This window comes from Pantoea sp. BS_8, from assembly GCF_041954965.1.
GTDB lineage: Bacteria > Pseudomonadota > Gammaproteobacteria > Enterobacterales > Enterobacteriaceae > Pantoea > Pantoea stewartii.
The window spans coordinates 123,802-149,042 of sequence record NZ_JAVAXU010000006.1 but is presented as its reverse complement, the minus strand read 5'-3'; the positions used below and the strand labels follow the sequence as shown (position 1 = coordinate 149,042).

Here is a 25,241-nt window from a genome sequence, read left to right as displayed (position 1 = left end):
ATTCCCGGCGCACAACCGTAAACCCTCACCCCACGAACAACGCCCCAATAAAAAAGGGGCTGTCACCAGCCCCCCTCAATCTCAACTTTATCGCCAGGCTACAACCTCACCGGCGAAATATTCCAGATCTCATCCGCATACTCCTGAATCGTGCGGTCAGACGAGAAATAGCCCATGCCGGCGATGTTCATGGCGGCGCGGCGCTGCCATTCGTCTGGCTGACGATACAGTTCATCGACCTTATCCTGCGTATCCACATAACTGCGGTAATCCGCCAGCAACTGGTAGTGATCGCCAAAGTTCACCAGCAAATCGAACAGGTTACGGTAGCGGCCCGGATCCTGCGGGCTAAAGACACCCGAGGCGAGCTGGGTGAGCACCTGGTGCAGTTCGGCATCTTCTTCATAGTACTTACGCGGGTTGTAGCCTGCCTGACGCAAGGCTTCGACCTGCGGAGTGGTGTTACCAAAAATAAAGAAGTTTTCTTTGCCCACATGCTCCAGCATTTCGACATTGGCACCGTCCAGCGTGCCAATGGTCAGCGCACCGTTGAGGGCAAATTTCATGTTACTGGTGCCCGAGGCTTCGGTACCTGCTGTCGAGATTTGCTCAGAGAGATCGGCTGCCGGAATAATAATCTGCGCCAGACTCACGCTGTAGTTAGGGATAAAGACGACCTTCAGCTTATTTTTAACCTGAGGATCATTGTTAATCACCTTCGCCACATCGTTAATCAAATGGATAATGTGCTTGGCAACGTAGTACGCCGAAGCCGCTTTACCCGCAAAAATATTCACGCGCGGCACCCACTCGGCATCGGGATCGGCCTTGATGCGGTTGTAACGGGTAATCACGTGCAGGACGTTAAGTAACTGGCGCTTATACTCATGAATACGCTTGATCTGAACGTCGAACAACGCGTTAGGATCGATCACCACATCGAGGTTTTTCGCCACCCAGACGGCGAGCCGTTTTTTGTTTTCCAGCTTGGCATCCGCCACTTTCTCAATAAAGGCCGGGTAATCGATACAGGCTTTCAGCTCGCTGAGCTGGCTTAAATCTGTCCGCCAGTTACGACCAATCTGCTCATCCAGTAATTCAGACAGAGGTGGGTTTGCCAGCGCCAGCCAGCGGCGCGGCGTAACGCCATTGGTTTTGTTGCAGAAACGGCCGGGGAACAGGCGGGAGAAATCGGCAAACAGGGACTGAACCATCAGGTTCGAGTGCAGCTCTGAAACGCCATTGACCTTGTGACTGACGACCACGGCCAGCCAGGCCATACGCACCCGGCGCCCGTCGTTCTCATCAATGATAGAAATGCGCGACAGCAGATCCCAGTCGTCAGGATAATATTCCTGAATCGTTTTAAGGAAAAAGTCGTTGATTTCAAAAATGATGCTGAGGTGGCGCGGCAGGATCTTGCCAATCATATCTACCGGCCAGGTTTCCAGCGCTTCGCTCATCAAGGTGTGGTTGGTATACGAAAACACCTGGCAGCACACATCGAACGCATCATCCCAGGTAAATTTATGCTCATCAATCAACAACCGCATCAGCTCGGGAATCGCCAGCACCGGATGGGTGTCATTGAGGTGAATGGCAATTTTGTCCGGCAGGTTGCCCCAGGTCCGGTGCATCGTCCAGTGACGATTCAGAATGTCCTGCACCGTAGCCGACACGAGGAAATATTCCTGGCGCAAACGCAGTTCCCGACCGGAATAGGTTGAGTCGTCGGGGTAAAGCACGCGGGACACGTTTTCTGAGTGGTTCTTGTCTTCCACAGCCGCAAAATAGTCACCCTGATTGAATTTACCCAGGTTGATTTCGTTACTGGCCTGCGCGCCCCACAAACGTAACGTGTTAGTAGAATCCGTATCGTAGCCGGGGATGATTTGATCGTAGGCCATAGCCAGAATCTCTTCGGTTTCCAGCCAGCGAACCTTGGCCCCTTCGTGCTGAACACGGCCACCGAAGCGAACTTTATAACGGGTGTTGAAACGCTGGAACTCCCACGGGTTGCCGTATTCAAGCCAGTAATCCGGTGACTCTTTCTGCTCGCCATCCACAATATTCTGTTTGAACATGCCGTAATCGTAGCGAATGCCGTAGCCGCGGCCCGGCATACCGAGCGTTGCCAGCGAGTCCAGGAAGCAGGCCGCGAGGCGACCCAAACCACCGTTACCCAGACCGGGATCGTTCTCTTCTTCCATCAACTCGGCCAGATCGAGGCCCATTTCGTCGAGCGCCAGATTGAGATCGTCGTAGATCCCCATTGCCAGCAAAGCATTGCCCAACGTGCGCCCCATCAGAAATTCCATCGACAGGTAATAAACCTGCCGCACATCCTGAGAAAGTTGCGCGCGGTTAGAGCGCAGCCAGCGCTCAACCATACGATCGCGCACGGCCAGCAGTGCGGCGTTCAGCCATTCGTGTTTATTCGCAATGGAAGGGTCTTTACCAATGGTGAACATCAGTTTGTATGCAATTGAGTGCTTTAAAGCATCAACCGTCAACGTAGGTGAAGCGTAAGTGAATGGTGTATTCATTTTCAGTTTCCCAATCCGTTACAACAAACGTTGATAAAGATCGCGGTAGGCTTGAGCGGCGACCTGCCAGCTAAAATCCATCCCCATCGCCTGACGCTGCACATAACGCCACAGTGAAGGGCGAGACCACAACACAAACGCGCGACGAATGGCCCTTAATAAAGACCAGGCATTACTGTCTTCAAAACTGAATCCACTGGCAATACCATCCGCAAGGTTTTCCAGCGAACTGTCGTTTACCGTATCGGCCAGGCCGCCCGTGCGACGCACTAATGGCAGGGTGCCATATTTCAGTCCGTAGAGCTGTGTCAGACCACAAGGCTCGAAGCGGCTTGGCACCATGATGACATCCGCGCCGCCAACAATGCGATGCGAAAACGCTTCGTGGTAGCCAATCTGTACGCCAACACTGCCAGGATGTTCCGCCGCAGCGGCCAGGAAACCCTGTTGCAGTTCGGCATCACCTTGCCCTAACAGCACCAGTTGTCCGCCCTGAGCCAGCAAACCGGGCAGCGCTTCCAGTACCAGATCCAGCCCTTTCTGTCGGGTCAGGCGGCTGATCACGGCAAAGACGGGGGCTTTGTCGTCCACCTTCAGTCCCATTGCCACCTGCAGCTGACGCTTGTTTTCCGCTTTGGCTTCCAGCGTATCGCGGTTATAGCGTGAGCTCAGCAGCAGATCATGGGAGGGATCCCAGATTGCCGGATCGACACCATTTAACACACCGCTTAAACGCCCTTCGCGCATCCGTTGGGCCAGCAGGGTTTCCATGCCGTAACCGTATTCGGGCGTGGTGATTTCATGCGCATAGGTTGGGCTTACGGCCGTCACATGATCTGCGTAAAACAGGCCCGCTTTCAGATACGAGATCTGTCCAAAAAACTCCAGGCCGTACATATTAAAAAAGGATTGTGGCAGCTGAATCTGATCCAGATGATGCGCGGAAAACAGTCCCTGATAGGCCAGGTTATGCACGGTGAAAACGGATTTTGCAGGCCGTCCACGCGCTTCAAGATAGGCACAGGTCAGCCCTGCATGCCAGTCGTGTGCGTGGACGATATCGGGCCGCCAGTAGCTGTCCAGACCGCAGCCTAACTCACAGCCCATCCACCCCAGTAAAGCAAAGCGTAAATAGTTGTCGACGTAGGCAAACTGCGATTCATCATGATAAGGACTACCCGGACGATCATAGAGATCAGGGGCATCAATAAGGTAAATGCCTACCCCATCAAACTGCCCAAACAGTAAGCGAACGGGCCCGGCAAACGTCTGCAACTCCGCCACCAACTGCGTATCCGGTATTCCTTTACGTAATGCAGGAAACGCGGGAAGTAACACTCGCGTATCTGTTCCACCCGCAATTTGTGCCTGAGGTAATGCCCCGACTACATCAGCCAGCCCGCCCGTTTTCAACAGCGGGAAAAGTTCTGAACAGACATGTAAAACCTGCATCCTCGACCTCATTAAGTTACCAGGCACGATCCTCGTGCCGATGGGTTGTGTGCCGCTTGTCGTTTATTGTCCCGCACTACTGAGTTTGGCCAGCATGGCGCGGGTTACCAGTACAATGCCTTCTTCTGAACGGAAAAAGCGGCGGCTGTCTTCATCAGGGTTTTCACCAATCACCATCCCTTCTGGCAACACACAGGCGCGGTCAATGACGCAGCGGCGCAGACGACAGGATCGGCCAACCACCACATCAGGCAGCAGTACCGTTGAATCAATGTTGCAAAATGAGTTCACCCGCACGCGGGAAAACATAACCGAATTCACGACCACCGAGCCCGAAATAATGCAGCCGCCAGAGACCAGGGAATTCATTGTCATACCATGGCTACCGGAACGGTCCTGGACAAACTTCGCCGGGGGTAAGGGTTCCATATGGGTACGAATCGGCCAGCTGCTGTCGTACATATCCAGTTCCGGTGTGACCGAGGCCAAATCGAGGTTCGCACGCCAGTAAGCCTCCAGCGTACCGACATCCCGCCAGTAAGGCGGAGCCTCGTGATCGTTTTGCACACAAGAGATCGCAAATGAATGGGCGTAGCCCTCACCACTTTCTACGACCTTCGGCAAAATATCTTTGCCGAAATCGTGGCTTGAACCGGCCTGATGCAGATCGTCCTCCAGCAAACCATAGAGATACTCGGCGTCGAAAACGTAAATCCCCATGCTGGCCAGCGATTTTGTGTCATCGCCCGGCATGGTTGGCGGCTTCGGCGGCTTCTCCACGAAATCGATTACTTTATTGTTTTCGTCAACCGCCATCACACCAAACGCGGTCGCCTCTGCGACGGGCACCGGCAGACACGCGATCGTGCAGCGGGCATCGTTCAGCACGTGATCCAGCAGCATTCTGGAGTAATCCATTTTGTAGATGTGATCGCCTGCCAGGATAACCACATACTGCGCGTTGTAACGCCGGATAACGTCGAGGTTCTGGGTCACCGCATCCGCTGTGCCGCGATACCAGTGCTCAGTGGAAAACCGCTGCTGAGCCGGAAGCAGATCAACAAATTCATTCATCTCTTCGTTGAAGATAGACCAACCACGCTGAATATGTTGGGTTAACGTATGAGATTGATACTGCGTAATGACGCCGATACGGCGAATGCCGGAGTTAACACAGTTGGAGAGCGCAAAATCGATAATGCGGAATTTGCCGCCAAAATGAACGGCGGGCTTGGCGCGTTTGGCGGTCAGATCCACCAGGCGCGTCCCGCGTCCTCCAGCGAGTACAAGGGCGATGGTTTGTGTAGGGAGCTGGCGCGCCAGCATAAGATGTTCTGCTCTTTCTAATTTAACCATGTCTGACTCCTTATCATTGCTTTTGGAACACACACACAGCGTGTGCGGGACCATGCCAGACAGTTAATCGGATGGGGTTACATTCCCCGGTAAAAGGAGGAAGGACGTGCCATTCTCCGTCTGGTAAGGCGATATCACATTGCGTATCTGTCGCATTTATTGTTATTAACCAGCAACCAGAGAGCAGAATTTGCAACCTGCGCATGCCCTGCTTCCAGCCGCCTTCATCCACAGGTTTACCCTGGTCATCCAGCCACTCGACATTGCCGTCCTCGTTCTGCCACCAGCTATCCGCAGTGAGTGCCGGAATGCGCTTACGCAGGTGAATCAGCGATGCGGTAAAGTCGACAAGGCCTTTTTCTTCATCGTCCCACTTGAGCCAGGTCAGTGGGTTGTCCTGGCAGTAAGCATTATTGTTGCCGTGCTGGGTTTGACCACGCTCGTCCCCGGCCAGCAGCATCGGTGTGCCCTGAGCAAGCAACAACGTCGTCAGCAGCGCTTCCGTGCTGCGCCTGCGGCGCTGGGCCACATCCGCACTGACCACCAATCCTTCTGTACCATGGTTATGGCTGTAATTGTTACCGTGTCCGTCACGGTTTTGTTCGCCGTTGGCTTCATTATGTTTTTGACTGAAGCTCACCAGATCGCGCAGCGTGAAACCATCATGCGCGGTGATCATATTCAGGCTGGCATGGGGCTTGCGGCCATTGTGCTGAAAAAGGTCGCTTGAGGCGGCAAACCGGCGGACAAAATCCCCCATCGTCACATCCCCATGCAGCCACGTCCGGCGGGCCGTGTCACGAAACTGATCGTTCCACTCAGCAAACTGTGCGGGGAAATTCCCTACCTGATAACCATTGGGGCCAATATCCCAGGGCTCGGCAATCAGTTTGACCGTTGAGAGGATCGGGCAGCCGCGTATGGCCTCGAACAGCGCGGCGTCGCGATGGTAGTCAGGCTCACGCCCCAGAACCGGTGCCAGATCAAAGCGAAAGCCATCCACGTGGCAGACGCGCACCCAGTAGCGCAACGCCTCCAGTATCCAGTTCATGACCTGAGGATGGCTCAGATTGAGTGTGTTACCGCAGCCAGTCCAGTTGTGATAACCGCCCTGGTCGTCGAGCCAGTAATAGCTGGCATTGTCGATGCCGCGAAAGGATATTGTCGGCCCGGTCTCATCCAGTTCTGCCGTATGGTTAAACACCACGTCCAGGAGCACTTCGATGCCCGCAGCATGCAGGCGCTTCACCGTCTGCTGAAACTCCTGCAGCGGAGACAGCCCATCCTGGCCGGAAGCATAACGAGGATCGACCGCCCAGAGGGCAAAAGGGTTATAGCCCCAGTAGTTGGTTAAGCCCAGACGCAACAGGCGCGGCTCGCTGGCAAAGTGGGCCACAGGCAGTAACTCGATAGCCGTAATGCCCAGTTGGAGCAGGTAATCGATCATCACAGGATGCGCCAGTGCGGCATAAGTGCCACGCAGTGCCTCAGGAATACCGGGATGCAGCTGGGTCAAACCGCGAACATGGGCTTCATAAATCACGCTGCTGCCCCATGGCGTGCGCGGCGCCTGATCTCCCTGCCAGTCGAAATCCTCCATCACCACGACAGATTTGGGTGCCAGCGCCGCGTTATCGCGTGTGTCGGGCTCCGTGTAGCCACAGTGGAAACGCGGATCGTCGGGGATGTCGCCCAGCACTGCTTTGGCACAGGGATCGACCAGCAGCCTGGCGGGATTGAAAACATGCCCCGCCTGCGGTGCCCAGGGGCCATAAACCCGGTAACCATAGCGCTGTCCGGGCTGGACGCCCGGAAGATAACCGTGCCAGATATCGCCGCTACGCGCAGGGAGTTCAACGCGCTGCTCAAGCCCGTTCTCGTCGAACAGGCAGAGTTCAACGCGCTCAGCATGATGGGAGAACAGCGTAAAGTTTACGCCCTTCCCGTCATAGCTGGCACCCAGCGGGTGGGGATGTCCGGCACGCACGATCATTCTCCCTCCCGCACCAACCATACCGTCGCCAGCGGCGGTAAGTTCAGGCTCAGTGACTGGGGACGACCGTGGCTTTCCTGCTGATCGGTATGAACACGATGATTACGTACGTCGCTGCCGTGATAGTCATGCTGATCGGTATTGATGACTTCGCGCCAGCTGCCCGCCTGATTGACGCCAAAGCGATAGCCCGGCCGCGGTACAGGCGTAAAGTTGCTGACGACAATGATTTCATTGCCTTCACGATCGCGACGCACAAAGGCAAAAACTGAATGTTCGGCGTCATCCACCACCAGCCATTCGAATCCGGCCGGATCGAAATCAAGCTGATGAAGCGGGGTGTAATATTGGTAGGTATGGTTCAAATCACGCACCAGACGCTGCACACCGTGGTGCCAGTTGTCTTCCCCTTCCAGCAAATGCCAGTCCAGGCTGACATCATGGTTCCACTCTTTGCCCTGTGCGAATTCGTTGCCCATAAACAGCAGTTTTTTACCCGGGAATGCCCACATCCAGCCGTAGTAGGCGCGGAGGTTGGCAAATTTTTGCCAGGCGTCGCCGGGCATGCGATCCAGGATAGAGCGTTTACCGTGCACCACCTCGTCATGGGACAACGGCAGGACAAAGTTTTCGCTGTAGTTGTACATGATGCCAAAGCTCATCAGGTTGTGATGGTAACGGCGATGAACGGGATCGAGCTTCATGTAGTCGAGCGTGTCATGCATCCAGCCCAGATTCCATTTGTACCAGAATCCCAGGCCGCCGCTTTCAGGAGGACGTGAAACGCCGGGATAATCGGTAGACTCTTCGGCCATCGTCACCGTACCGGGCGCGACATGCCCCAGCGTGCGGTTGGTGTAGCGCAGGAAGTTAATCGCTTCGAGATTTTCCCGACCGCCATATTGATTGGGGATCCATTCGCCCTCGGCGCGGCTGTAATCGCGATAGATCATTGAAGCAACGGCATCCACGCGCAGACCATCAATACCAAAACGTTCCAGCCAGTAAAGCGCATTGCCTGACAGATAGTTACTGACTTCGCGGCGACCAAAGTTGTAAATCAGTGTGTTCCAGTCCTGATGGTAGCCTTCACGCGGATCGCTGTGTTCGTACAGTTCTGTGCCATCGTATTTCGCCAGGCCAAAGTCATCGCTGGGGAAATGGCCTGGCACCCAGTCCAGCAGAACGTTGAGTCCCGCCGCATGGGCCGCCTCGATAAAGTGACGGAAATCATCCCGGGTGCCAAAACGGCGCGTGGGCGCATACATGCCCAGCGGCTGATAGCCCCAACTGCCGTCAAAAGGATGCTCATTGATGGGCAGCAATTCGATATGGGTAAACCCCATCTCTTTCACGTAAGGCACCAACTGTTCAGCCAGCTCTTTGTAGCTGAGCCAGAAGTTGTTGTCGGTATGGCGGCGCCACGATCCCAGGTGAACTTCGTAAATAGAAACAGGCTTGTCGAAATCATTGGCCGCTTTACGGGCCTCGGACATCTCGACTTTTTCTGGCAGGCCACAAATCATCGAGGCCGTTTGTGGCCGCATTTGCGCCTCAAAGGCATAGGGATCGGCTTTGATTCGCAACTGACCCTGCGCATCGATGATTTCAAATTTATAGAGCTGCCCGTTAATGGCCCCGGGAACAAACAGCTCCCAGACCCCCATTTCCTGGCGCAAACGCATCGGATGGCGACGGCCATCCCAAAAGTTGAAATCACCGACAACGGAGACACGACGCGCATTAGGAGCCCAGACGCAGAAACGCGTGCCGATGACGCCATCAATCACATCACCGTGCGCGCCCAGGGTTTCATAAGGCCGAAGGTGAGTTCCTTCCGCCAGCAGCCACAAATCCATCTCCTGCAACAGAGGACCAAAGCGGTAAGCATCATCGATGAGGTTTTGCTGACCATGCCAGTTCACAGCCAGTTGATAGCGAAAGGGATTTTTACGACGAGGAATAACGCCGCTGAAAAACCCGCGCGCGTCATCGCATTTCAGTTGAGCAAGCTTACGTCCTGTGGAGGTTTCGATAACCCAGACTTCAAGGGCCTCGGGGAGCAACGCCCGCACTTCAAGACCGTTTTCCGTTTTATGCATCCCCAGCAGCGAAAAGGGGTCGGAATAGTTACCCGCAAAAAGGGCATTGATCGCCTGGCGATCGGGTAGCTCTGACATGACTTTCTTCCTGTGATAGTTGGCAGGCTAAAAGACCACGATGCACGCGCTATCGCATATCTCTTGCGCTGCTCTTCATTGAGCCATGAGTACAGCGGCGTGGGCGCCAGCAAAAAACGCTTGTCACCACGCGCCTCCTTAAATCACAACCAGTAAGCATTAAGCCTGTCTGCTTGATGCCAATCCCGCAGTATCACCAGACGACTATCCGGCACTCCGAGACATTAGATAATTTTGACTTTTCCCTACCGTCCGGTTCCTGATGCAATCCTGCGCCATTCGGACGATTTTCCTGTATACCGTCGACTTAAACCGCGGATCCGGTATGTGAGCGCCCTTGCACAATGATGAAAAACAGTAAAATATATTAATACATAACGGATCTATGTCTCATAATCTTCACTCAAATGCAGTATCTTTTTTTGGCGCGATCATCTTGCCTGCGTGCCGTATGGACGAAAGGCGGTCAACGGCCTGCCGGACTCGCCACCTGTCTTACGCGCCGGGAGCCGTGAGCCACGGCGACATTTCCCTGGCCGCTTTAACATGACATAAAACGGACAACTGCCGAGTGTGCGTTAACAGTGTGACAGGATGCTGCTCACACGCCGGAACCACGCGCCTTTTGAAAAAAAACGCGGCCAGCTTGCACCGAAAAAAGTCTGTCTTTACCAGCCACAACAACCAGTTAGTGAATACATTAAAACAGCCCGTCTGTTACACGCCCTTGTTAAATCATAGCTTGGCGGCGAGCGTTGACAGAGCAGATCAGCAAAAATTTATTTCTGGACAGGCAAAAAGGGGAAGCGGATCACTTAGTGATCGTAACGGTAGAACAGTTTGCAGGGATTTGTAGAAAAAAGACCAGAAAAAACCGGTCTTTTTCGTCTTTCAGATTTAGTCGATCAACAGACGTAACATGCGGCGCAACGGCTCAGCCGCACCCCACAGTAGCTGATCGCCCACGGTAAAGGCCGAGAGGTATTCTGGTCCCATATTCAGTTTGCGCAGACGGCCGACCGGCGTGTTCAGCGTCCCCGTTACCGCCGCAGGCGTCAGTTCACGCATAGTGATTTCACGATCGTTAGGCACGACTTTTACCCATTCATTATGGGACGCCAGCAGTTGCTCAATCTCGGCCAGCGGCAGATCCTTTTTAAGTTTCAGCGTGAAAGCCTGACTGTGACAGCGCAGCGCACCGACACGGACGCAAAGTCCATCGACAGGAATGACGCGCGGGGTCGCCAGAATCTTGTTAGTCTCAGCCTGTCCTTTCCACTCTTCGCGGCTTTGGCCATTATCAAGCTGCTTGTCGATCCACGGAATCAGGCTGCCCGCTAACGGCACGCCGAAATTATCCGTCGGCAACGTGCCAGAGCGCGTGAAATCCGTCACGCTACGTTCGATATCCAGAATGGCAGAGGCAGGATTTTGCAACGAGGTCGCCACGTGATCGTGCAGCATGCCCATCTGTGTGAGCAGCTCGCGCATGTGACGGGCACCGCCCCCGGACGCAGCCTGATACGTAGCCACGGAAACCCATTCAACCAAATCATGTGCGAACAGGCCGCCCAGTGACATCAACATCAGACTCACCGTACAGTTGCCGCCAACAAAAGTTTTGATGCCGCTGTCGATGCCCTGACGAATAACCTGATGGTTAACCGGATCCAGGATAATAATGGCATCGTCTTTCATGCGCAGCGTGGACGCCGCATCAATCCAGTAGCCATTCCAGCCACTGGCACGCAATTTCGGATACACCTCAGAGGTATAGTCGCCGCCCTGGCAAGTAATGATGATATCCAGCGCCTTCAACGCGTCAATATCAAAGGCGTCCTGCAATGTTCCCTGCTGTTTGCCCGCAAACGTCGGGGCCGCTTCACCATGTTGTGAAGTGGAGAAGAAGACCGGATTGATTACATCAAAATCACGTTCTTCACTCATGCGGGACATCAGCACTGAACCCACCATACCGCGCCAACCCACTAAACCTACATTCTTCATGTCATATCCGTTTCAGGGTGATAAACACCTGACTTTCTCATCGAAGGGAAAAGTGTCGTGGTACTTTCACGCCACTCTGCGTAATAATCAACGTTGCCTGTGATGATTAACTCTACAAAATGCAGATTTTCTGGCAAGTGAATTAATGTAATCGGGCCAACTTTTTCAGCAGCCCTGCTAATAACCCGGCTTTATCTATAACGAGAAGATGTTAAACGAATGACTGAAATGATCTCAGCAACAATATTGTTGTTGTTAATAATGGATCCGTTGGGCAATTTGCCGATTTTTATGTCGGTTTTAAAGCATCTGGAACCCAAACGTCGGCGCGTCGTGCTTATTCGCGAAATGCTGATTGCCCTTATCATCATGTTGTTGTTTTTATTCACGGGCGAACGCATTCTGGCCTTCCTTAATCTGCGTACCGAAACCGTCTCCATTTCCGGTGGCGTTATTCTGTTTTTAATCGCTATTAAGATGATTTTCCCCTCGCCGGAAAGCAGCAGTACCGGGTTACCGGCGGGCGAAGAACCCTTTCTGGTGCCGCTGGCCATCCCACTGGTGGCGGGGCCTTCACTGCTGGCGACACTGATGCTGTTATCTCACCAGTATCCAAACCAGATGTCGCACCTGGTTGGAGCCTTACTCATCGCCTGGGGCGTAACGGTGATGATCCTGCTGTTATCGGGCCTGTTTCTGCGTCTGCTGGGGGACAAAGGCGTTAACGCACTGGAACGCCTGATGGGATTGATCCTGATTATGCTGGCGACGCAGATGTTTTTAGACGGGATTCGTGTGTATCTGAAGCTATAGTTGTCGGCGTTAACCCGGGCAGCGTTGCCCGGGTTAAATCGCTCAGGTGAGCAGGGTAAAGGCGATCATCCCGACCACCGCGCCCACGGTGCCTAAAATGGTTTCCATCAGCGTCCATGTCTTGAGCGTTTCACCTTCGGTCGCGCCGGTGAAGCGGCCAAACAACCAGAAGCCCGCATCATTAACATGGCTGATAATAATGGAACCGCCGCCGATGCAAATGGACAAGGCTGCCAGCTGTGCGCCGGAGTAATGCAACGGTTCTATCACCGGCATGATCAAGCCCACCGTCGTCAGGCAGGCCACCGTCGCCGACCCCTGAATCACCCGGACCGCACCGGACAGAATAAAACAGGCCAGGGCAACCGGCAGCCCGGCACCGGTCAAGGCATTGCCCAGTACCGGCCCTACGCCAGAATCAACCAGCACCTGTTTAAAGACGCCGCCCGCTCCTATTACCAGCAAAATAATCCCCGCAGGCTGCAGCGCACTGCCACAAATCTGCATCACTTTTTCTTTATCCATGCCCTGACGGTACGCCAGGCCATAGATAGCGACCAGGCAGGCCAGCAGAATCGCGATGAAGGGATGCCCGATGAATTCCAGCCACTCGTAAAGTGTAGAGCCCTCAGCGGTGAAGCGTGCACCAATGGTTTTCAGCCCGACCAGCACAAGTGGAAACAGGATAAGCGCCAGGCTAAAGCCAAAAGAGGGCAACTTGCCGGCATCAACGTCGGGCTGATGATCTTCCGGTGGTGCGCTGAACGTTACGCGCTTCGCGATAAAATTGCCAAACAACGGCCCGGCAATCAGCATGCCCGGCAGAGCGGCACACAGCCCAAGCAAAATCATCCAGCCGAAATCCGCATGCATTTGCGAAGCTAACAGCATGGGCGCAGGGCCCGGCAGCAAAAAGGCCGCCGCCGCCGCCACACCGGCAAACAAGGGAATAACCAGCCTGACCAGGTTATCCCCTGTCCGCCTGGCGACAGCGAATGCGATGCTAATCAGCAGCACTACGGCCACCTCAAAGAACAGCGGCAGCGCGCAGATTAAGCCGGCAATGCCCATGGCAAAATGCGCCCGGCTCTCGCCAAAGGTTTTCAGCATGCGAATCGCAATCTGATCCACCGCCCCGGTTTCATGCAGGATCTTGCCAAACATGGCACCCAGCGCCACGACGATGGCTAAGAAACCGAGCGTGCCGCCCATGCCTTTCTGCATCGTTTCCGCGATTTTATCCAGCGGCATGCCCGACAACAGACCCGCGCCTACAGAAACCAACATCAGGGCAAGAAAAGCATGCATCCGGGCTTTCATCACCAGAAAAAGCAGCAGCAGGACAGAGCCTGCTGCAGTCAAAATAAGTGTTGCGGTATTCATGGTCTAGCCTTGATTGATTGCATCCTTAATGGTTGCAACCGTTGCCGCTACAACCTCGTCCAGGGAGTGCGTGATATCGACAGCCAGCACATCCGTTTCATCCGCACCCGGCTCTTCCAGCGTCGCAAATTGTGTTACCAGCATTTGCGGCTTAAAGAAGTGCCCTTTGCGCGCTTTCAGACGCGATTCGATGGTATCGAAATCCCCTTTCAGGTAGACAAAACGCAGGTTGTCGTTGCCCTGTCGAAGCATATCGCGGTAATGCTTTTTCAACGCTGAGCAGACGATGATGGAGATCGCCTGCGTACGTTGCATGGCGAACGCCGCGTCATTCAATGCCTGTAACCATGGCAAACGGTCGTTATCGTCCAGCGGATGGCCTTCTGCCATCTTTAAGATATTGGCGCGGGGATGAAGAAAATCGCCATCGAGAAAAGCGGTGTTCAACTGGTGGGAGACCCGGTTTGCCACAACGGATTTGCCGCTGCCTGAAACACCCATCAAAATAAAAACGTGATGTGGCGTGGATTGCGTCGTCATTTTCTACTCCGGCAAGTCAATGTGCCATGTTACCGATAACAATGATGCTTATCATTCTCCTGGTGACATTACACTCTGGCAACCTTTTTACTGACTGAAGCCTTAAAGTGTGAGCTGACTCATAAATTTGCGCGAATCAGATACTGCCGCCTTCCACAATAGCAAATCCCATATCCAGCGGCTGGCTGACCCGGTTTTCACCGGCAATGCGCGCCAGTAACAACGCGGCCGATTCACGACCTATTTGGTCTCGCGGCGTCAGAACCGTCGCCAGCGCAGGCGTCACCACCTGACTGATATCATGACCGTGAAAACCGGCAATAGCCATTTGGGAAGGCACCTGAAGCCTCTGACGCTGGCACTCAAACATCGCGCCCACCGCCAAATCGTCGTTGGTACAGAACAGGCTGTCCGTCTGAGGATAGCGTCGCTGCGCTTCGCGGAGCAATTCGCCACCGGCACTGAAAGAGGAGGCTTCTTCCATCATGACACTGCGCGGCGTTAATCCGGCTTCGCGCATGGCACTTTCATAACCCCGCTGCTTTTGCAGCGTGCGTTCATCCAGGCGCGCGCCCAGATAAACGGTATGACGGTGCCCTTTTTTCAGAATCGCCAGCGTCATTTGCCGGGCGGCTTCGACGTTGTCAAAGCCTACCGCCATATCCAGACAGGGCGTAACGCTGTCCATCATTTCAATCACCGGAATACCGGCCACCTCCAGCATGCGTAACGTCCCTGCTGTATGTGTGCGTTCGGTCAGAATCACGCCATCGATGTTCCAGCCAAGCAGCGACCGCAGCTGGCGCTCCTCTTTTTCCGGGTTATAACCAAAGTGTGCCACCAGCGTCTGGTAACCGGCTTCATCCGTCACCGCTTCGATTCCCCGCAGAACATCGGCGAACACCTGATTGGTCAGCGAGGGCAGCAACACGCCGATGGCGCGGCTGGTCGCGTTGGACAGCATATCGGGGGCGCGATTGGGGATGTAACCCAATTCATCCAGCGCAACGGCGATCTTCTCCCCCAGCGCAACCGACACCTGCTCAGGATTGCGCAGATAACGACTGACAGTCATTTTGGTGATACCGATACGATCGGCAACGTCCTGTAGAACCGGTCTTTTCTTCTTCATCGTAAGCGCCTGGATCTCGCTGAAAGCACATGATGACGAGTCTACCACTTTTTTACAGGCAGATTGCTAATGGGGCGATGGGGCGAGACAGGCTCGCCCCCTTCAGGCTCAGACCGGCGGCAGGTCAAACAACAACACTTCGGCCGCGCTGTCGGCTTCAAGCGTCAGGCCAGTTTCGTCCCAAACGGCAAAGGCATCACTGTTTGACGCGGATTGCCCGTTCACCTTCACGTCGCCTTTGACAACCTGAATCCAGATACGGCGTCCCGGCTCAATGGTCACGCTGTCGCTTTCGCCTGCCGCAAATACCCAGCGCGATAGCGTCATGTCCTGCCAGACTTTGAGCGAACCGTCACGGGCATCCGGGGTGAGGATAAACTGGCGACCCTGCACATCCGGAAAGCGACGCTGATCGTAACGCGGCTCAATCCCCGTGCGCTCTGGAATGATCCAGATTTGGTAAAGATGCAGCGGTTCTGTTTTGCTGGCGTTGTATTCTGAATGACGTACGCCGGTACCTGCACTCATGATCTGGAACTCACCCGCGGGAATCTGTTCCTTGTTGCCCATGCTGTCCTGGTGTTCCACGGTACCCGACAGGACATAGGTCAAAATTTCCATGTCTTTATGCGGATGCGTACCAAATCCCTGGCCGGGATCGATCACATCTTCATTAATCACCCGCAGGGCTGAGAAGCCCATAAAATTTGCATCGTAATAGTTGGCAAACGAGAAGGTGTGCCAGCTGTCCAGCCAGCCATGATTAGCGTGGCCACGTTCTTCAGCTTTACGTAAATAGATCATGTTCAAATCTCCTCACTGTTTTTTATAGTTTGGTATCAGGTGAGAAAGATTGATAGCTGAAAAACTTCACCTCTCTGTTCAAAAATTATGAACCTCTGGCAAGGGGTTGTTGAACGGAACTGAAGGAAAGCAGGACGGGCGCGCAAAAAAAAAGCCAGCACCCGGCTGGCTAAATAATACTGGAAGCAATGTGAGCAATGTCGTGCTTTCTGACGTCTCGACAACATCCAGAAAGCATGACAATAATAATCATTATCATTCTCGTCTGTAAAGCGATTTTGTGTATTATTTCTGTTGACGCCTGACGTAAATCCCCTGATGTTTAAAGGGCTTACCACGTGCTCATAAGGATAACCGCGATGCCTTCAGTGATGATTCGCCATGCTGTCCCGGCTGATGCCCCCGCGTTAACTCGTCTTTACAGCCAGCCTGAAACCCAGGCCGCGACCCTGCACCTGCCCTATCCCTCGCCCTCACTATGGGAGCAAAAACTGGCTAGTCCACGCGCCAGTGTGCATATGTTGGTAGCCTGTATTGATGAGCAGGTGGTCGGGCAACTCACGCTTGAAGGCGTTACGACAGCACGGCGGCGACACTGCGCCAGCATAGGGATGGGCGTTGATCCGGCGTTTCATCGACGCGGGGTGGGCAAAGCTTTGATGGCGGCAATGGTCGATCTTTGCGACAACTGGCTTCAGGTGACGCGCATTGAACTGACGGTCTTTGCTGACAATCACAAAGCAATCGCGCTGTACCAGCAGTTCGGTTTCCGAATTGAAGGCACCGCGCAGGGCTATGCGATACGCGAGGGGAACATGACAGATGCGCATTTTATGGCGCGTATCAGAGCATAACGAAACGGGCAGCCAGAAGGCTGCCCACCGATATCAATAACCGGCACTCAGATCGCCCACCGTGCGGGGATCAGACGCACCGTACAGCGTACCGTCAGGACCAATCATAATACTTTGTGTACTGCCCATGGCCGGTTGCACTTTAACGTGTTGTCCTTTCGCTTCGAGCAAGCGCAACGTATCCGGGCTGAAGCCCTTCTCAACCCGTAACTGATCGGGCAGCCACTGGTGATGGAAACGCGGCGCATTGGTCGCCTCTGCCACGTTCATGCCGTAATCAATGCTGTTCACGAACATTTGTAATACCGTGGTGATAATGCGACTGCCGCCCGGGCTACCGGTAACCAGCCAGGTTTTTCCGTCCTTCGCAACGATAGTCGGTGACATTGAGGATAACGGACGTTTGCCAGCCTGCACCGCGTTGGCTTCCCCGCCCACCAGCCCATATACATTCGGCGTGCCCGGTTTGGCCGAGAAATCATCCATCTGGTTGTTCATCAGAATGCCGCTGTTACCCGCTACGATGCCACTGCCGAAGTTAGTGTTTAAGGTGTAGGTTACCGCAACCGCATTGCCGCTTTTGTCCACCACAGAGAAGTGAGTGGTTTGATTACTTTCGTAAGGGGCCAGTTTACCGGGCTTAATATCACTGGATGGCCGTGCCTTCGCCAGATCGATTTGCTGTGCCAGCGATTTGGCATAGGCTTTGCTGGTCAGCGCCTGCCACGGGACTTTGACGAAGTCTGGATCGCCCAGATACTCGGAACGATCGGCATAGGCATACTTCTCTGCTTCAGCCATGACCTGCATGGCGTCGGCGCTGCCAAAACCCATTTTTCCCAGATCGAAATTTTCCAGGATATTCAGGATCTGCACGATATGAATACCGCCCGATGAGGGTGGTGGCATCGAGAAGACCTCATAGCCCCGGTAAGTGCCGCTGATCGGCTTACGCTCTACCGCATGATAGGCCGCGAGATCGGCTTTCGTTATCAGGCCGCCGTGCTGCGCCATCTCGGCCGCAATCTGATCGGCAATCTTGCCTTTATAAAACGCATCCGGGCCTTGTTGTGCGATCAACTGCAGGCTGTGAGCCAGATTCTTTTGTACCAGACGTTCGCCTTTCAGCCAGGGCGTGCCATCCGGTTTGAAGAAAATAGCTTTACTGTTGGGATGGGCGAGCAGGACTTCCTTGCCATAGGTGTTAAGATCGTCCGCCAGCGCATCATTCACGATAAACCCGTCGCGCGCCAGTTTGATGGCAGGTGCCAGCAGTTTATTCAGCGGCAGCGTACCGTATTTGTTCACCGCCAGCGCAAAGCCAGCCACGGTGCCAGGCGTGCCTGAAGCCAGCGGTGACGTTAGAGAAAGCTTACTGTCGGCGTTGCCTTGCTTGTCCAGGAACATATCGCGCGTGGCCGCCGCCGGGGCCATTTCACGAAAATCGATCGCCGTGGTCTGTCCTGATGCCGTTCGCAACAGCATAAATCCACCGCCGCCCAGGTTGCCCGCCTGCGGATGCGTCACTGCGAGCGCGAAGCCAACCGCCACAGCGGCATCGACCGCGTTACCGCCCTGACGCAGGATATCCACGCCCACATTGGTGGCCAGCGCATCGACTGACGCTACCATGCCGTTATGGGCTTTGACCGGATGAAACGTATCGCTGTCCACGCCATAGGAGACGGGCGGTGCCTGAACCGGTGCGGCATGTGCCCCCGTAACAACAGTAAAACTCATTAGTAGTGACCAGCTCAGCTGGCGTAACCTGGCTTGCATCATCATTCCGTTCCCACCTTCACGGTTATTTACATTTCTTTATCCTTTATGTAACTGACTACAAACAAAGCCGAATATCAAGGATTAACGCAAATTCAGTGCACTCCTGGAGCAGTAATCTGAACCAGCGCATAAACTTACTCTAACGATCACATGACCTGCTTCAGGCATGCACACACAGCACCGGTCGTTTACTGGAGGATTAAAATGAAAAAGTGGCTTATGGTTTTCGCCGCCCTGCTGCCGTTAACTGGCATGGCGAACATGCTGAACAGCACGAATGATCCCAACAAGCCTGGCTATAATCCCAGCCAGCAACGCATGCAGACCCAGATGCTTAACCAGTCGCAGCAACAGCAGACGAAGTTACAGCAGGACCAGCAGCGGCAGAATCAGGACGTACAGCGGAAGTTGCAGGAGCAGCGGGATAGTGCCCAGCAGCGCGTGATCAAATCGCAGCCGGGCCAGCAGCAGAACCAACAGAATATGAACTAGTGAAAATCGGGGCCAATGCTGTCGATGCTGTCGGTACAGATGGCATCGACGCCCCATTTCAGTAATGTCCTTGCCCGTTCCGGGCTGTTCACGGTATACACCAAAATACGCAGATCGGCCTCTTTCAGCTCAGCGACTCTGGCCTCAGTGAGGACCTTGTGATTCAGGTGAATTGAAGTGCAGTCCAGCGCCCGCGTCTTCTCCCGCCATGCGTTATCCCAGTGATGAGATAACAGGCCGCGCGGCAGTTGTGGTTCGGCCTGCATGGCCGCTTCCAGTGCCACAAAGGAGAACGAGGATAGAAGAGGAAGAGGTTGCCCCTGCCACAGCGTGGCAGCGGCCTGCGCAATTGCGCGTCCGGTTTCGGCGTCGGTCCCTGTGGTCGGTTTAATTTCGATATTGGCCATCAAACCATGCTGACGGCAGCGTGCCGCGACCTCATCCAGTCGGGCCAGCTTTTCGCCCTGAAAGGCCGCGCTGAACCAACCGCCCGCATCAAGCTGCGACAGCTTGTCCCACGGGAGCTCGCCCGCAATGCCCCAGCCGTCGCTGGTGCGATCTAACGTATCGTCATGCAGCAGAAAAATGTGCGCATCTGCCGAGAGTTTGGCATCAAACTCAATCATCAGATGTCCGTATTTTGCGCCAACGTCAATCGCAGCAAGGGTATTTTCAGGTGCCAGCTTGCCACCACCACGATGGGCGACAATGCGCGGATAGGGCCATTGCTTTTCACTCATTCCAGACGCTTCCCGTGACTTGAATCGAAGAAATGTAACGCCTCAACAGGCAGATGCAGCCACAGGGTGCTGCCTGCTTCCGGGCGCTCGCTATGGGGTAAGCGTACCACTAAACGTGCCTCACCGATGCGACCGTGTGCCAGATTGTCGGCACCCAGCATCTCAAGCGTCTCAACACGGAAGGGAATGCCGCCCTGCTGCTGGCTACTGAGTTGAACATGTTCGGGCCGGATACCGAGCACCACGGGGCGATTGGCCCATTTGGCTTTGCCCTCGCCCACCGGAATAGCGTGGGACGCATCAACCACAAAGCGAGCGCCATCTTCGCTGAAATTGCCCTGTATCAGACTCATCGCGGGGGAACCCATAAAGGAGGCCACAAACAGGCTGGCCGGGCGCTCGTAAACGTCGACCGGCGTGCCAATCTGTTCCAGCACGCCTTTGTTCATCACCATCACGCGCTGGGCCAGCGTCATCGCTTCAACCTGATCGTGCGTCACATATAAGCTGGTCGTTTGCAGACGGCGATGCAGTTGCTGAAGCTCAAGGCGCATTTGTACGCGCAGGCGCGCATCCAGGTTAGAGAGCGGCTCGTCGAACAAAAATACGGCGGGTTCACGCACGATGGCACGCCCCATGGCCACGCGCTGGCGCTGTCCACCGGATAACTCACGTGGACGGCGCGTTAACAGATGATCCAGCTCCAGGCTCCGTGCCGCATCCAGCACGCGTTGGCGAATATGCTCTTTACTCATCCCACGAATTCTGAGGCCGTAAGCCATATTTTCTTCGACGGACATATGGGGATAAAGTGCATAGTTCTGGAACACCATGGCAATGCCGCGATCCTTGGGCTCCTCATGCGTGACGCGTTTATCCGCGATATAAATATCGCCGGACGTGACGCGCTCCAGTCCGGCCACCATGCGCAACAGCGTGGATTTGCCACAACCCGAAGGGCCTACCATCACCATAAACTCGCCGTCATTGATCGTGACGTTGAGCGGCTGGATGATTTGATTTTTACCGTCGTAAGATTTGGTCACCGCCTGAAGGGTTACGCCTGCCATCACTATTTCTCACTCTCAACCAGACCACGCACGAAGGCGCGCTGCATAACAAACACCACCACCACGGGTGGAATCAGGGTTAATAACATTGCGGCCATCACTTCGTTCCACTGCGTTGGCGAACCGCTGGTAGAGATCATGCTTTTGATCCCCGCCACGGCCGTGCCCAGGCTGGCGTTATCAATGATTAATAATGGCCAGAGGTACTGGTTCCAGCCATAGATAAACGTGATAACGAACAGCGCCGCCAGATTGGTTTTTGACAAGGGCAGCACGATGTCCCAGAAAAAACGCATCGCGCTGGCACCGTCAATGCGCGCGGCTTCAATAAGCTCATCCGGCAACGACATAAAGAACTGCCGGAACAGGAAAGTGGCCGTCGCGGAGGCCATCAAGGGCAGTGTCAGGCCGCTGTAGCTGTCCAGCATGTTGAGATCGGCAATCACCTGCACCGTTGGGAAAATGCGCACTTCGACCGGCAGCATCAGGGTGATAAAGATCATCCAGAAGAACAGTGAGCGCAGGGGGAAGCGAAACCACACCAGGGCAAAAGCGGACAGAATCGACACCAGAATCTTACCGACGGTGATGCCCAGCGCCATGATAACGCTGTTCATCAGCATCAGGCTAAAGGCCGGACCGTTGCCGTTCACGCCCTGCGTCCAGATATGCGAAATGTTTTCCCACAGGTGAGTACCGGGAATCAGCGTCATCGGGACGTTATAGACGGCGTCGTTATCCAGCGTGGCGGCCACAAAGGCCACATAGAGTGGAAACAGGATGGTCAGAATACCCAGCACCAGGACGACATGGCTGAAAATGTCCAGCCCGCGACGATTTTCAATCATTGATATTGCACCTTACGCTCGACGAAGCGGAACTGAATGACGGTCAGCGCGATAACCAACAGCATCAACACCACGGACTGCGCAGCAGATGAGGAGAGATCCAGACCGGTAAAGCCTTCACGATAAATCTTATAGATGAGCGTCGTCGTCGCCTGGACCGGGCCACCGCCTGTCGCGGCATCAATGACCGGGAACGTATCGAAGAAGGCATAAATCAGGTTGACCACCAGCAGGAAAAAACTCACCGGGGTAATCAACGGAAGCGAAATAGAGAAGAACCGACGCACCGGCCCTGCCCCATCAATGGCGGCGGCTTCGACCAGCGACTTTGGTATCGACTGTAACGCGGCAAAAAAGAACAGGAAGTTGTAGCTCATCTGCTGCCACACGGAGGCCAGCACCACCAGGAACATGGCCTGGCCGCTGTTCTGTGCGAAGTTCCAGTTATAGCCCATGTGGTTAAGCAGGTAGCTCAGCAACCCCAGTCCGGGACTGAACAGGAACATCCACAATACGGCCGCGATCACCGGTGCCACCGCATAAGGCAACAGCAGCAACATCTGATAGAGCTTGCGCAGGCGTACGACGTAGTCCACCAGCGCCGCCAGGAGCAATGAGGACACCATGCCAAAAAAGGCGACCATGCTGCTGAACTTGATGGTGGTCCAGAAGGTGTCCAGATAAAGCCCGTCGGAAAAGAGCCGTTCAAAGTTCGCCAGACCCACAAAGGTGCTGGAGATGCCGAAAGGATCCAGGTTTTGCAGTGAATACCACAACGCTTCACCCGCTGGCCAGACAAAGAAAATAGCGGTGATCAGGAGTTGCGGCAGCACCAGCAAATAGGGTAACAGGCGATTACGAAACACCGGGCGAGATGGAGACATAACGTTCTCTGACTTGGGTGAAAAAAGGCCAGCCGGAGCTGGCCTGCAGAACGGATTATTTATTCTGTTGCTCGAAACGACGCAGCAGCTCATTACCCCGCTTCACGGCGTTATCTAACGCAGCCTGCGGTGTCTGCTTGCCGGTCCAGACGCTTTCTAACTCTTCATCCAGGATGGTACGAATCTGCGGCATATTCCCCAGACGCATGCCTTTGGTGTAAGGCAACGGCGGCTTGTTCATCATCTGGCGAATCGCAATATCCGCACCTGGATTTTTCTCGTAGAAGCCTTCTTTCTTCGTCAGCTCATACGCGGCGGTAGTAATAGGCAGGTATCCCGTTTTCTGGTGCCATTCCGCGGCAATTTTTGGCTCGGTAAGGAACTTCATAAATTCCGCCGCGCCTTTGTAGGTATTGGCATCTTTGCCTTTCATCACCCACAGGCTGGCACCGCCAATAATCGCATTCTGCGGGGCATTCGGAATATCCGCATCGTAAGGCATCATGCCGACGCCGTAATGGAATTTGGCGTAATGGCGGATATCGGCCAGTGAACCTGACGAGGCCGTGGTCATGCCACAGTCACCGTTATAGAACTTCGCGGTGGATTCATCTTTACGACCAAAATAGGTGAAATCACCTTTCTTGTTCATGTCTTCCAGCAACTGGATATGGCGAACCTGCGCCGGTTTATTGAATTCCAGTACCGCATCGGTGCCGTCGAATCCGTTATTTTTTGTGGCCACCGGCAGACCGTTCCAGGCGCTGAAGTTCTCAATCTGAATCCACCCCTGCCAGCCGCTGGCATAGCCACAGCTCATGCCTGATTTACGCAGTGCATCGGCATCTTTTGCCAGTTCCTGCCAGGTTTTGGGTGGCTGATCCGGGTTTAAACCGGCTTTTTTAAACGCATCTTTGTTGTAGTACAGCACAGGCGTGGAGCTGTTGAACGGTTGCGAGATCAGCTGGCCTTTTGAATTGCTGTAGTAAGCCGCGACCGCAGGAACAAACTGCTTCTCGTCCATTGAAATGCCCGCGTCTTTAAAGACCTGATAAACAGGCACAATGGCTTTAGAGGCCATCATGGTGGCGGTGCCCACTTCGTAAACCTGCAACAGCGCGGGCGCTTTTCCGGTGCGGACCGCGGCGATACCTGCCGCCAGACTTTGTTCGTAGTTCCCTTTGTACACAGGGACGATTTTGTAGTCAGGGTGTTCCTGGTTAAAACGTTGTGCCAGTGAGTCAACTTCTTTGCCTAACTCGCCTTCCATTGAGTGCCAGAAAGGGATCTCAGTGACGGCCAGTGCATTACCACTGATCGCCAGACCGAGCAGGGCGCTCATCAGGCTACGACGAAAAGTAACAACGGACATAGGATTTTCCTGTTCAGGTAGGTACGCGCGCTATCACGCATTTTTTGCTCGCGAAGTAACATGACATGTGGAAATGACGGAAAAATAACAGTCAGATGACGGAAAAATGACGACAGAATGTCAGGATATGACAGTGATAAGCGCGTTTAATGGACCGGAAAGCACCGGGCTGAACCGCGCTGCTGAAGCAGGGATAAGTATGTGCCGTAAGGGAAGGAAAATTCGCCGGGTGACAGCCCGGCACAGAGCCTGCAGTCACCCGGCGTAGATGATGGCGGAGAAACCTAGGCGCCCAGATAGGCGCTGCGCACGGCTTCATTCGACAGCAGTGCCGCACCGCTATCCTCCAGCACGACATGACCATTTTCCAGTACGTAGCCCCGATCGGCCAGCTTCAGCGCCTGGTTCGCGTTCTGTTCAACCAGGAAAATCGTCATACCTTCGCTGCGCAGTTGCTCAATCGTGTCAAAAATCTGCTGGATAATAATCGGCGCCAGACCCAGAGAAGGCTCATCGAGTAACAACAGGCGCGGCTGGCTCATTAACGCGCGGCCGATGGCGAGCATTTGCTGTTCACCGCCCGACATGGTGCCCGCACGCTGCACCTTACGCTCTGCCAGACGTGGGAACAGAGTGTAAACGCGATCGATGCGCGCCAGATACTCCGGGCGACTGGCAAAAAAACCGCCCATGGCCAGGTTCTCTTCCACCGTCATGCGTGAGAACACGCGGCGACCTTCGGGCACGATGGCAATCGCCTCACGCATAATGCGCGCCGTTTGCCAGTCGGTAATGGTTTTGCCGTCAAACGTGATCGTACCGCTGGTGGCGCGCGGCTCGCCGCATAATGTGCCCAGCAAAGTGGTTTTGCCTGCGCCGTTTGCGCCGATCAGGGTGACGATTTCGCCCTGATCGATATGCAAACTGACATTATGCAGCGCCTGAATTTTGCCATAGTGCGCACTGACGTTATCAATGGTTAACATGGCCATA

General features: G+C 54.5%; 20 protein-coding genes. 3 read left to right on the top strand and 17 right to left on the bottom strand.

Annotated elements, in window-relative coordinates:
• Nucleotides 1–98: 98 nt before the first annotated feature.
• From glgP to asd, 6 genes are all read right to left on the bottom strand, one after another.
• Nucleotides 99–2,546, bottom strand: coding sequence for a glycogen phosphorylase (gene glgP / locus RAC65_RS13400; protein ID WP_375096798.1), 2,448 nt, complete (start codon nt 2,544–2,546; stop codon nt 99–101).
• An 18-nt stretch (nt 2,547–2,564) separates the two neighbouring features.
• Nucleotides 2,565–3,998, bottom strand: coding sequence for a glycogen synthase GlgA (gene glgA, locus RAC65_RS13395; RefSeq protein ID WP_033738165.1), 1,434 nt, complete (start codon nt 3,996–3,998; stop codon nt 2,565–2,567).
• A gap of 63 nt (nt 3,999–4,061) precedes the next feature.
• On the bottom strand, nt 4,062–5,354 hold the full coding sequence (gene glgC / locus RAC65_RS13390; RefSeq protein ID WP_033738167.1) for a glucose-1-phosphate adenylyltransferase: 1,293 nt from the start codon (nt 5,352–5,354) through the stop codon (nt 4,062–4,064).
• A gap of 13 nt (nt 5,355–5,367) precedes the next feature.
• Nucleotides 5,368–7,347: a glycogen debranching protein GlgX gene (gene glgX, locus RAC65_RS13385; RefSeq protein ID WP_193751023.1), complete on the bottom strand. Its 1,980-nt coding sequence runs from the start codon at nt 7,345–7,347 to the stop codon at nt 5,368–5,370.
• A complete protein-coding gene (gene glgB, locus RAC65_RS13380) occupies nt 7,344–9,527 on the bottom strand; it encodes a 1,4-alpha-glucan branching enzyme (RefSeq protein ID WP_324029510.1) in 2,184 nt (727 codons plus the stop codon). The genes glgX and glgB overlap by 4 nt, the downstream gene beginning before the upstream one ends.
• Before the next feature lie 897 nt (nt 9,528–10,424).
• Nucleotides 10,425–11,534, bottom strand: coding sequence for an aspartate-semialdehyde dehydrogenase (gene asd, locus RAC65_RS13375; protein ID WP_033738171.1), 1,110 nt, complete (start codon nt 11,532–11,534; stop codon nt 10,425–10,427).
• 219 nt (nt 11,535–11,753) lie between these two features.
• Between asd and RAC65_RS13370 the strand changes: the two genes are divergently transcribed.
• A complete protein-coding gene (locus RAC65_RS13370; RefSeq protein ID WP_006121032.1) occupies nt 11,754–12,347 on the top strand; it encodes a YhgN family NAAT transporter in 594 nt (197 codons plus the stop codon).
• 42 nt (nt 12,348–12,389) lie between these two features.
• On the opposite strand, the gene gntU is transcribed toward RAC65_RS13370, so the two are convergent.
• From gntU to RAC65_RS13350, 4 genes are all read right to left on the bottom strand, one after another.
• The gene (gene gntU, locus RAC65_RS13365) at nt 12,390–13,730 is read right to left on the bottom strand and encodes a gluconate transporter (protein ID WP_039342707.1); all 1,341 of its coding nucleotides are present in this window, start codon (nt 13,728–13,730) and stop codon (nt 12,390–12,392) included.
• Between the two features lie 3 nt (nt 13,731–13,733).
• The gene (gene gntK, locus RAC65_RS13360; protein WP_006121033.1) at nt 13,734–14,270 is read right to left on the bottom strand and encodes a gluconokinase; all 537 of its coding nucleotides are present in this window, start codon (nt 14,268–14,270) and stop codon (nt 13,734–13,736) included.
• Nucleotides 14,271–14,406: 136 nt separating this feature from the next.
• Nucleotides 14,407–15,402 (bottom strand): gluconate operon transcriptional repressor GntR, encoded by a 996-nt coding sequence (gene gntR, locus RAC65_RS13355; RefSeq protein ID WP_375096797.1) that lies wholly within the window; start codon nt 15,400–15,402, stop codon nt 14,407–14,409.
• 108 nt (nt 15,403–15,510) lie between these two features.
• Nucleotides 15,511–16,206, bottom strand: coding sequence for a pirin family protein (locus RAC65_RS13350; protein ID WP_033738177.1), 696 nt, complete (start codon nt 16,204–16,206; stop codon nt 15,511–15,513).
• Nucleotides 16,207–16,565: 359 nt separating this feature from the next.
• Between RAC65_RS13350 and RAC65_RS13345 the strand changes: the two genes are divergently transcribed.
• Nucleotides 16,566–17,060, top strand: coding sequence for a GNAT family N-acetyltransferase (locus RAC65_RS13345; RefSeq protein ID WP_262959578.1), 495 nt, complete (start codon nt 16,566–16,568; stop codon nt 17,058–17,060).
• Nucleotides 17,061–17,093: 33 nt separating this feature from the next.
• Here the strand turns inward: RAC65_RS13345 and ggt are convergent, their stop codons facing one another.
• Complete coding sequence (gene ggt, locus RAC65_RS13340; protein WP_375096809.1) at nt 17,094–18,839, bottom strand: gamma-glutamyltransferase; 1,746 nt, start codon at nt 18,837–18,839, stop codon at nt 17,094–17,096.
• A 207-nt stretch (nt 18,840–19,046) separates the two neighbouring features.
• On the opposite strand from ggt, the gene RAC65_RS13335 reads away from it, so the two are divergent.
• Complete coding sequence (locus RAC65_RS13335) at nt 19,047–19,334, top strand: DUF2756 domain-containing protein (RefSeq protein ID WP_033738183.1); 288 nt, start codon at nt 19,047–19,049, stop codon at nt 19,332–19,334.
• On the opposite strand, the gene ugpQ is transcribed toward RAC65_RS13335, so the two are convergent.
• The 6 genes from ugpQ to livF all read right to left on the bottom strand — a co-directional run bounded on the left by ugpQ (nt 19,331) and on the right by livF (nt 25,240).
• Nucleotides 19,331–20,074, bottom strand: a complete 744-nt coding sequence (ugpQ, locus tag RAC65_RS13330) for a glycerophosphodiester phosphodiesterase (RefSeq protein WP_058701432.1) — start codon at nt 20,072–20,074, stop codon at nt 19,331–19,333. The two genes, RAC65_RS13335 and ugpQ, sit on opposite strands and share 4 nt — an antisense overlap.
• Nucleotides 20,071–21,144: a sn-glycerol-3-phosphate import ATP-binding protein UgpC gene (locus RAC65_RS13325; protein ID WP_033738186.1), complete on the bottom strand. Its 1,074-nt coding sequence runs from the start codon at nt 21,142–21,144 to the stop codon at nt 20,071–20,073. The genes ugpQ and RAC65_RS13325 overlap by 4 nt, the downstream gene beginning before the upstream one ends.
• Before the next feature lie 2 nt (nt 21,145–21,146).
• Nucleotides 21,147–21,992 carry a sn-glycerol-3-phosphate ABC transporter permease UgpE gene (gene ugpE, locus RAC65_RS13320; protein ID WP_006121040.1) on the bottom strand — a complete coding sequence of 282 codons (846 nt, stop codon included), beginning with the start codon at nt 21,990–21,992 and terminating at the stop codon, nt 21,147–21,149.
• Nucleotides 21,989–22,876, bottom strand: a complete 888-nt coding sequence (gene ugpA / locus RAC65_RS13315) for a sn-glycerol-3-phosphate ABC transporter permease UgpA (RefSeq protein WP_006121041.1) — start codon at nt 22,874–22,876, stop codon at nt 21,989–21,991. The genes ugpE and ugpA overlap by 4 nt, the downstream gene beginning before the upstream one ends.
• Before the next feature lie 55 nt (nt 22,877–22,931).
• Nucleotides 22,932–24,248, bottom strand: a complete 1,317-nt coding sequence (gene ugpB / locus RAC65_RS13310; RefSeq protein ID WP_033738192.1) for a sn-glycerol-3-phosphate ABC transporter substrate-binding protein UgpB — start codon at nt 24,246–24,248, stop codon at nt 22,932–22,934.
• A 284-nt stretch (nt 24,249–24,532) separates the two neighbouring features.
• Nucleotides 24,533–25,240 carry a high-affinity branched-chain amino acid ABC transporter ATP-binding protein LivF gene (livF, locus tag RAC65_RS13305; protein WP_058701434.1) on the bottom strand — a complete coding sequence of 236 codons (708 nt, stop codon included), beginning with the start codon at nt 25,238–25,240 and terminating at the stop codon, nt 24,533–24,535.
• Nucleotide 25,241: the final 1 nt, after the last annotated feature.

Bases quoted from the DNA above. Each gene is read 5' to 3' on its own strand.
- glgP (WP_375096798.1), bottom strand. From the start codon at position 2,546: ATGAATACACCATTCACTTACGCTTCACCTACGTTGACGGTTGATGCT.
- glgA (WP_033738165.1), bottom strand. From the start codon at position 3,998: ATGCAGGTTTTACATGTCTGTTCAGAACTTTTCCCGCTGTTGAAAACG.
- glgC (WP_033738167.1), bottom strand. From the start codon at position 5,354: ATGGTTAAATTAGAAAGAGCAGAACATCTTATGCTGGCGCGCCAGCTC.
- glgX (WP_193751023.1), bottom strand. From the start codon at position 7,347: ATGATCGTGCGTGCCGGACATCCCCACCCGCTGGGTGCCAGCTATGAC.
- glgB (WP_324029510.1), bottom strand. From the start codon at position 9,527: ATGTCAGAGCTACCCGATCGCCAGGCGATCAATGCCCTTTTTGCGGGT.
- asd (WP_033738171.1), bottom strand. From the start codon at position 11,534: ATGAAGAATGTAGGTTTAGTGGGTTGGCGCGGTATGGTGGGTTCAGTG.
- RAC65_RS13370 (WP_006121032.1), top strand. From the start codon at position 11,754: ATGACTGAAATGATCTCAGCAACAATATTGTTGTTGTTAATAATGGAT.
- gntU (WP_039342707.1), bottom strand. From the start codon at position 13,730: ATGAATACCGCAACACTTATTTTGACTGCAGCAGGCTCTGTCCTGCTG.
- gntK (WP_006121033.1), bottom strand. From the start codon at position 14,270: ATGACGACGCAATCCACGCCACATCACGTTTTTATTTTGATGGGTGTT.
- gntR (WP_375096797.1), bottom strand. From the start codon at position 15,402: ATGAAGAAGAAAAGACCGGTTCTACAGGACGTTGCCGATCGTATCGGT.
- RAC65_RS13350 (WP_033738177.1), bottom strand. From the start codon at position 16,206: ATGATCTATTTACGTAAAGCTGAAGAACGTGGCCACGCTAATCATGGC.
- RAC65_RS13345 (WP_262959578.1), top strand. From the start codon at position 16,566: ATGCCTTCAGTGATGATTCGCCATGCTGTCCCGGCTGATGCCCCCGCG.
- ggt (WP_375096809.1), bottom strand. From the start codon at position 18,839: ATGCAAGCCAGGTTACGCCAGCTGAGCTGGTCACTACTAATGAGTTTT.
- RAC65_RS13335 (WP_033738183.1), top strand. From the start codon at position 19,047: ATGAAAAAGTGGCTTATGGTTTTCGCCGCCCTGCTGCCGTTAACTGGC.
- ugpQ (WP_058701432.1), bottom strand. From the start codon at position 20,074: ATGAGTGAAAAGCAATGGCCCTATCCGCGCATTGTCGCCCATCGTGGT.
- RAC65_RS13325 (WP_033738186.1), bottom strand. From the start codon at position 21,144: ATGGCAGGCGTAACCCTTCAGGCGGTGACCAAATCTTACGACGGTAAA.
- ugpE (WP_006121040.1), bottom strand. From the start codon at position 21,992: ATGATTGAAAATCGTCGCGGGCTGGACATTTTCAGCCATGTCGTCCTG.
- ugpA (WP_006121041.1), bottom strand. From the start codon at position 22,876: ATGTCTCCATCTCGCCCGGTGTTTCGTAATCGCCTGTTACCCTATTTG.
- ugpB (WP_033738192.1), bottom strand. From the start codon at position 24,248: ATGTCCGTTGTTACTTTTCGTCGTAGCCTGATGAGCGCCCTGCTCGGT.
- livF (WP_058701434.1), bottom strand. From the start codon at position 25,240: ATGGCCATGTTAACCATTGATAACGTCAGTGCGCACTATGGCAAAATT.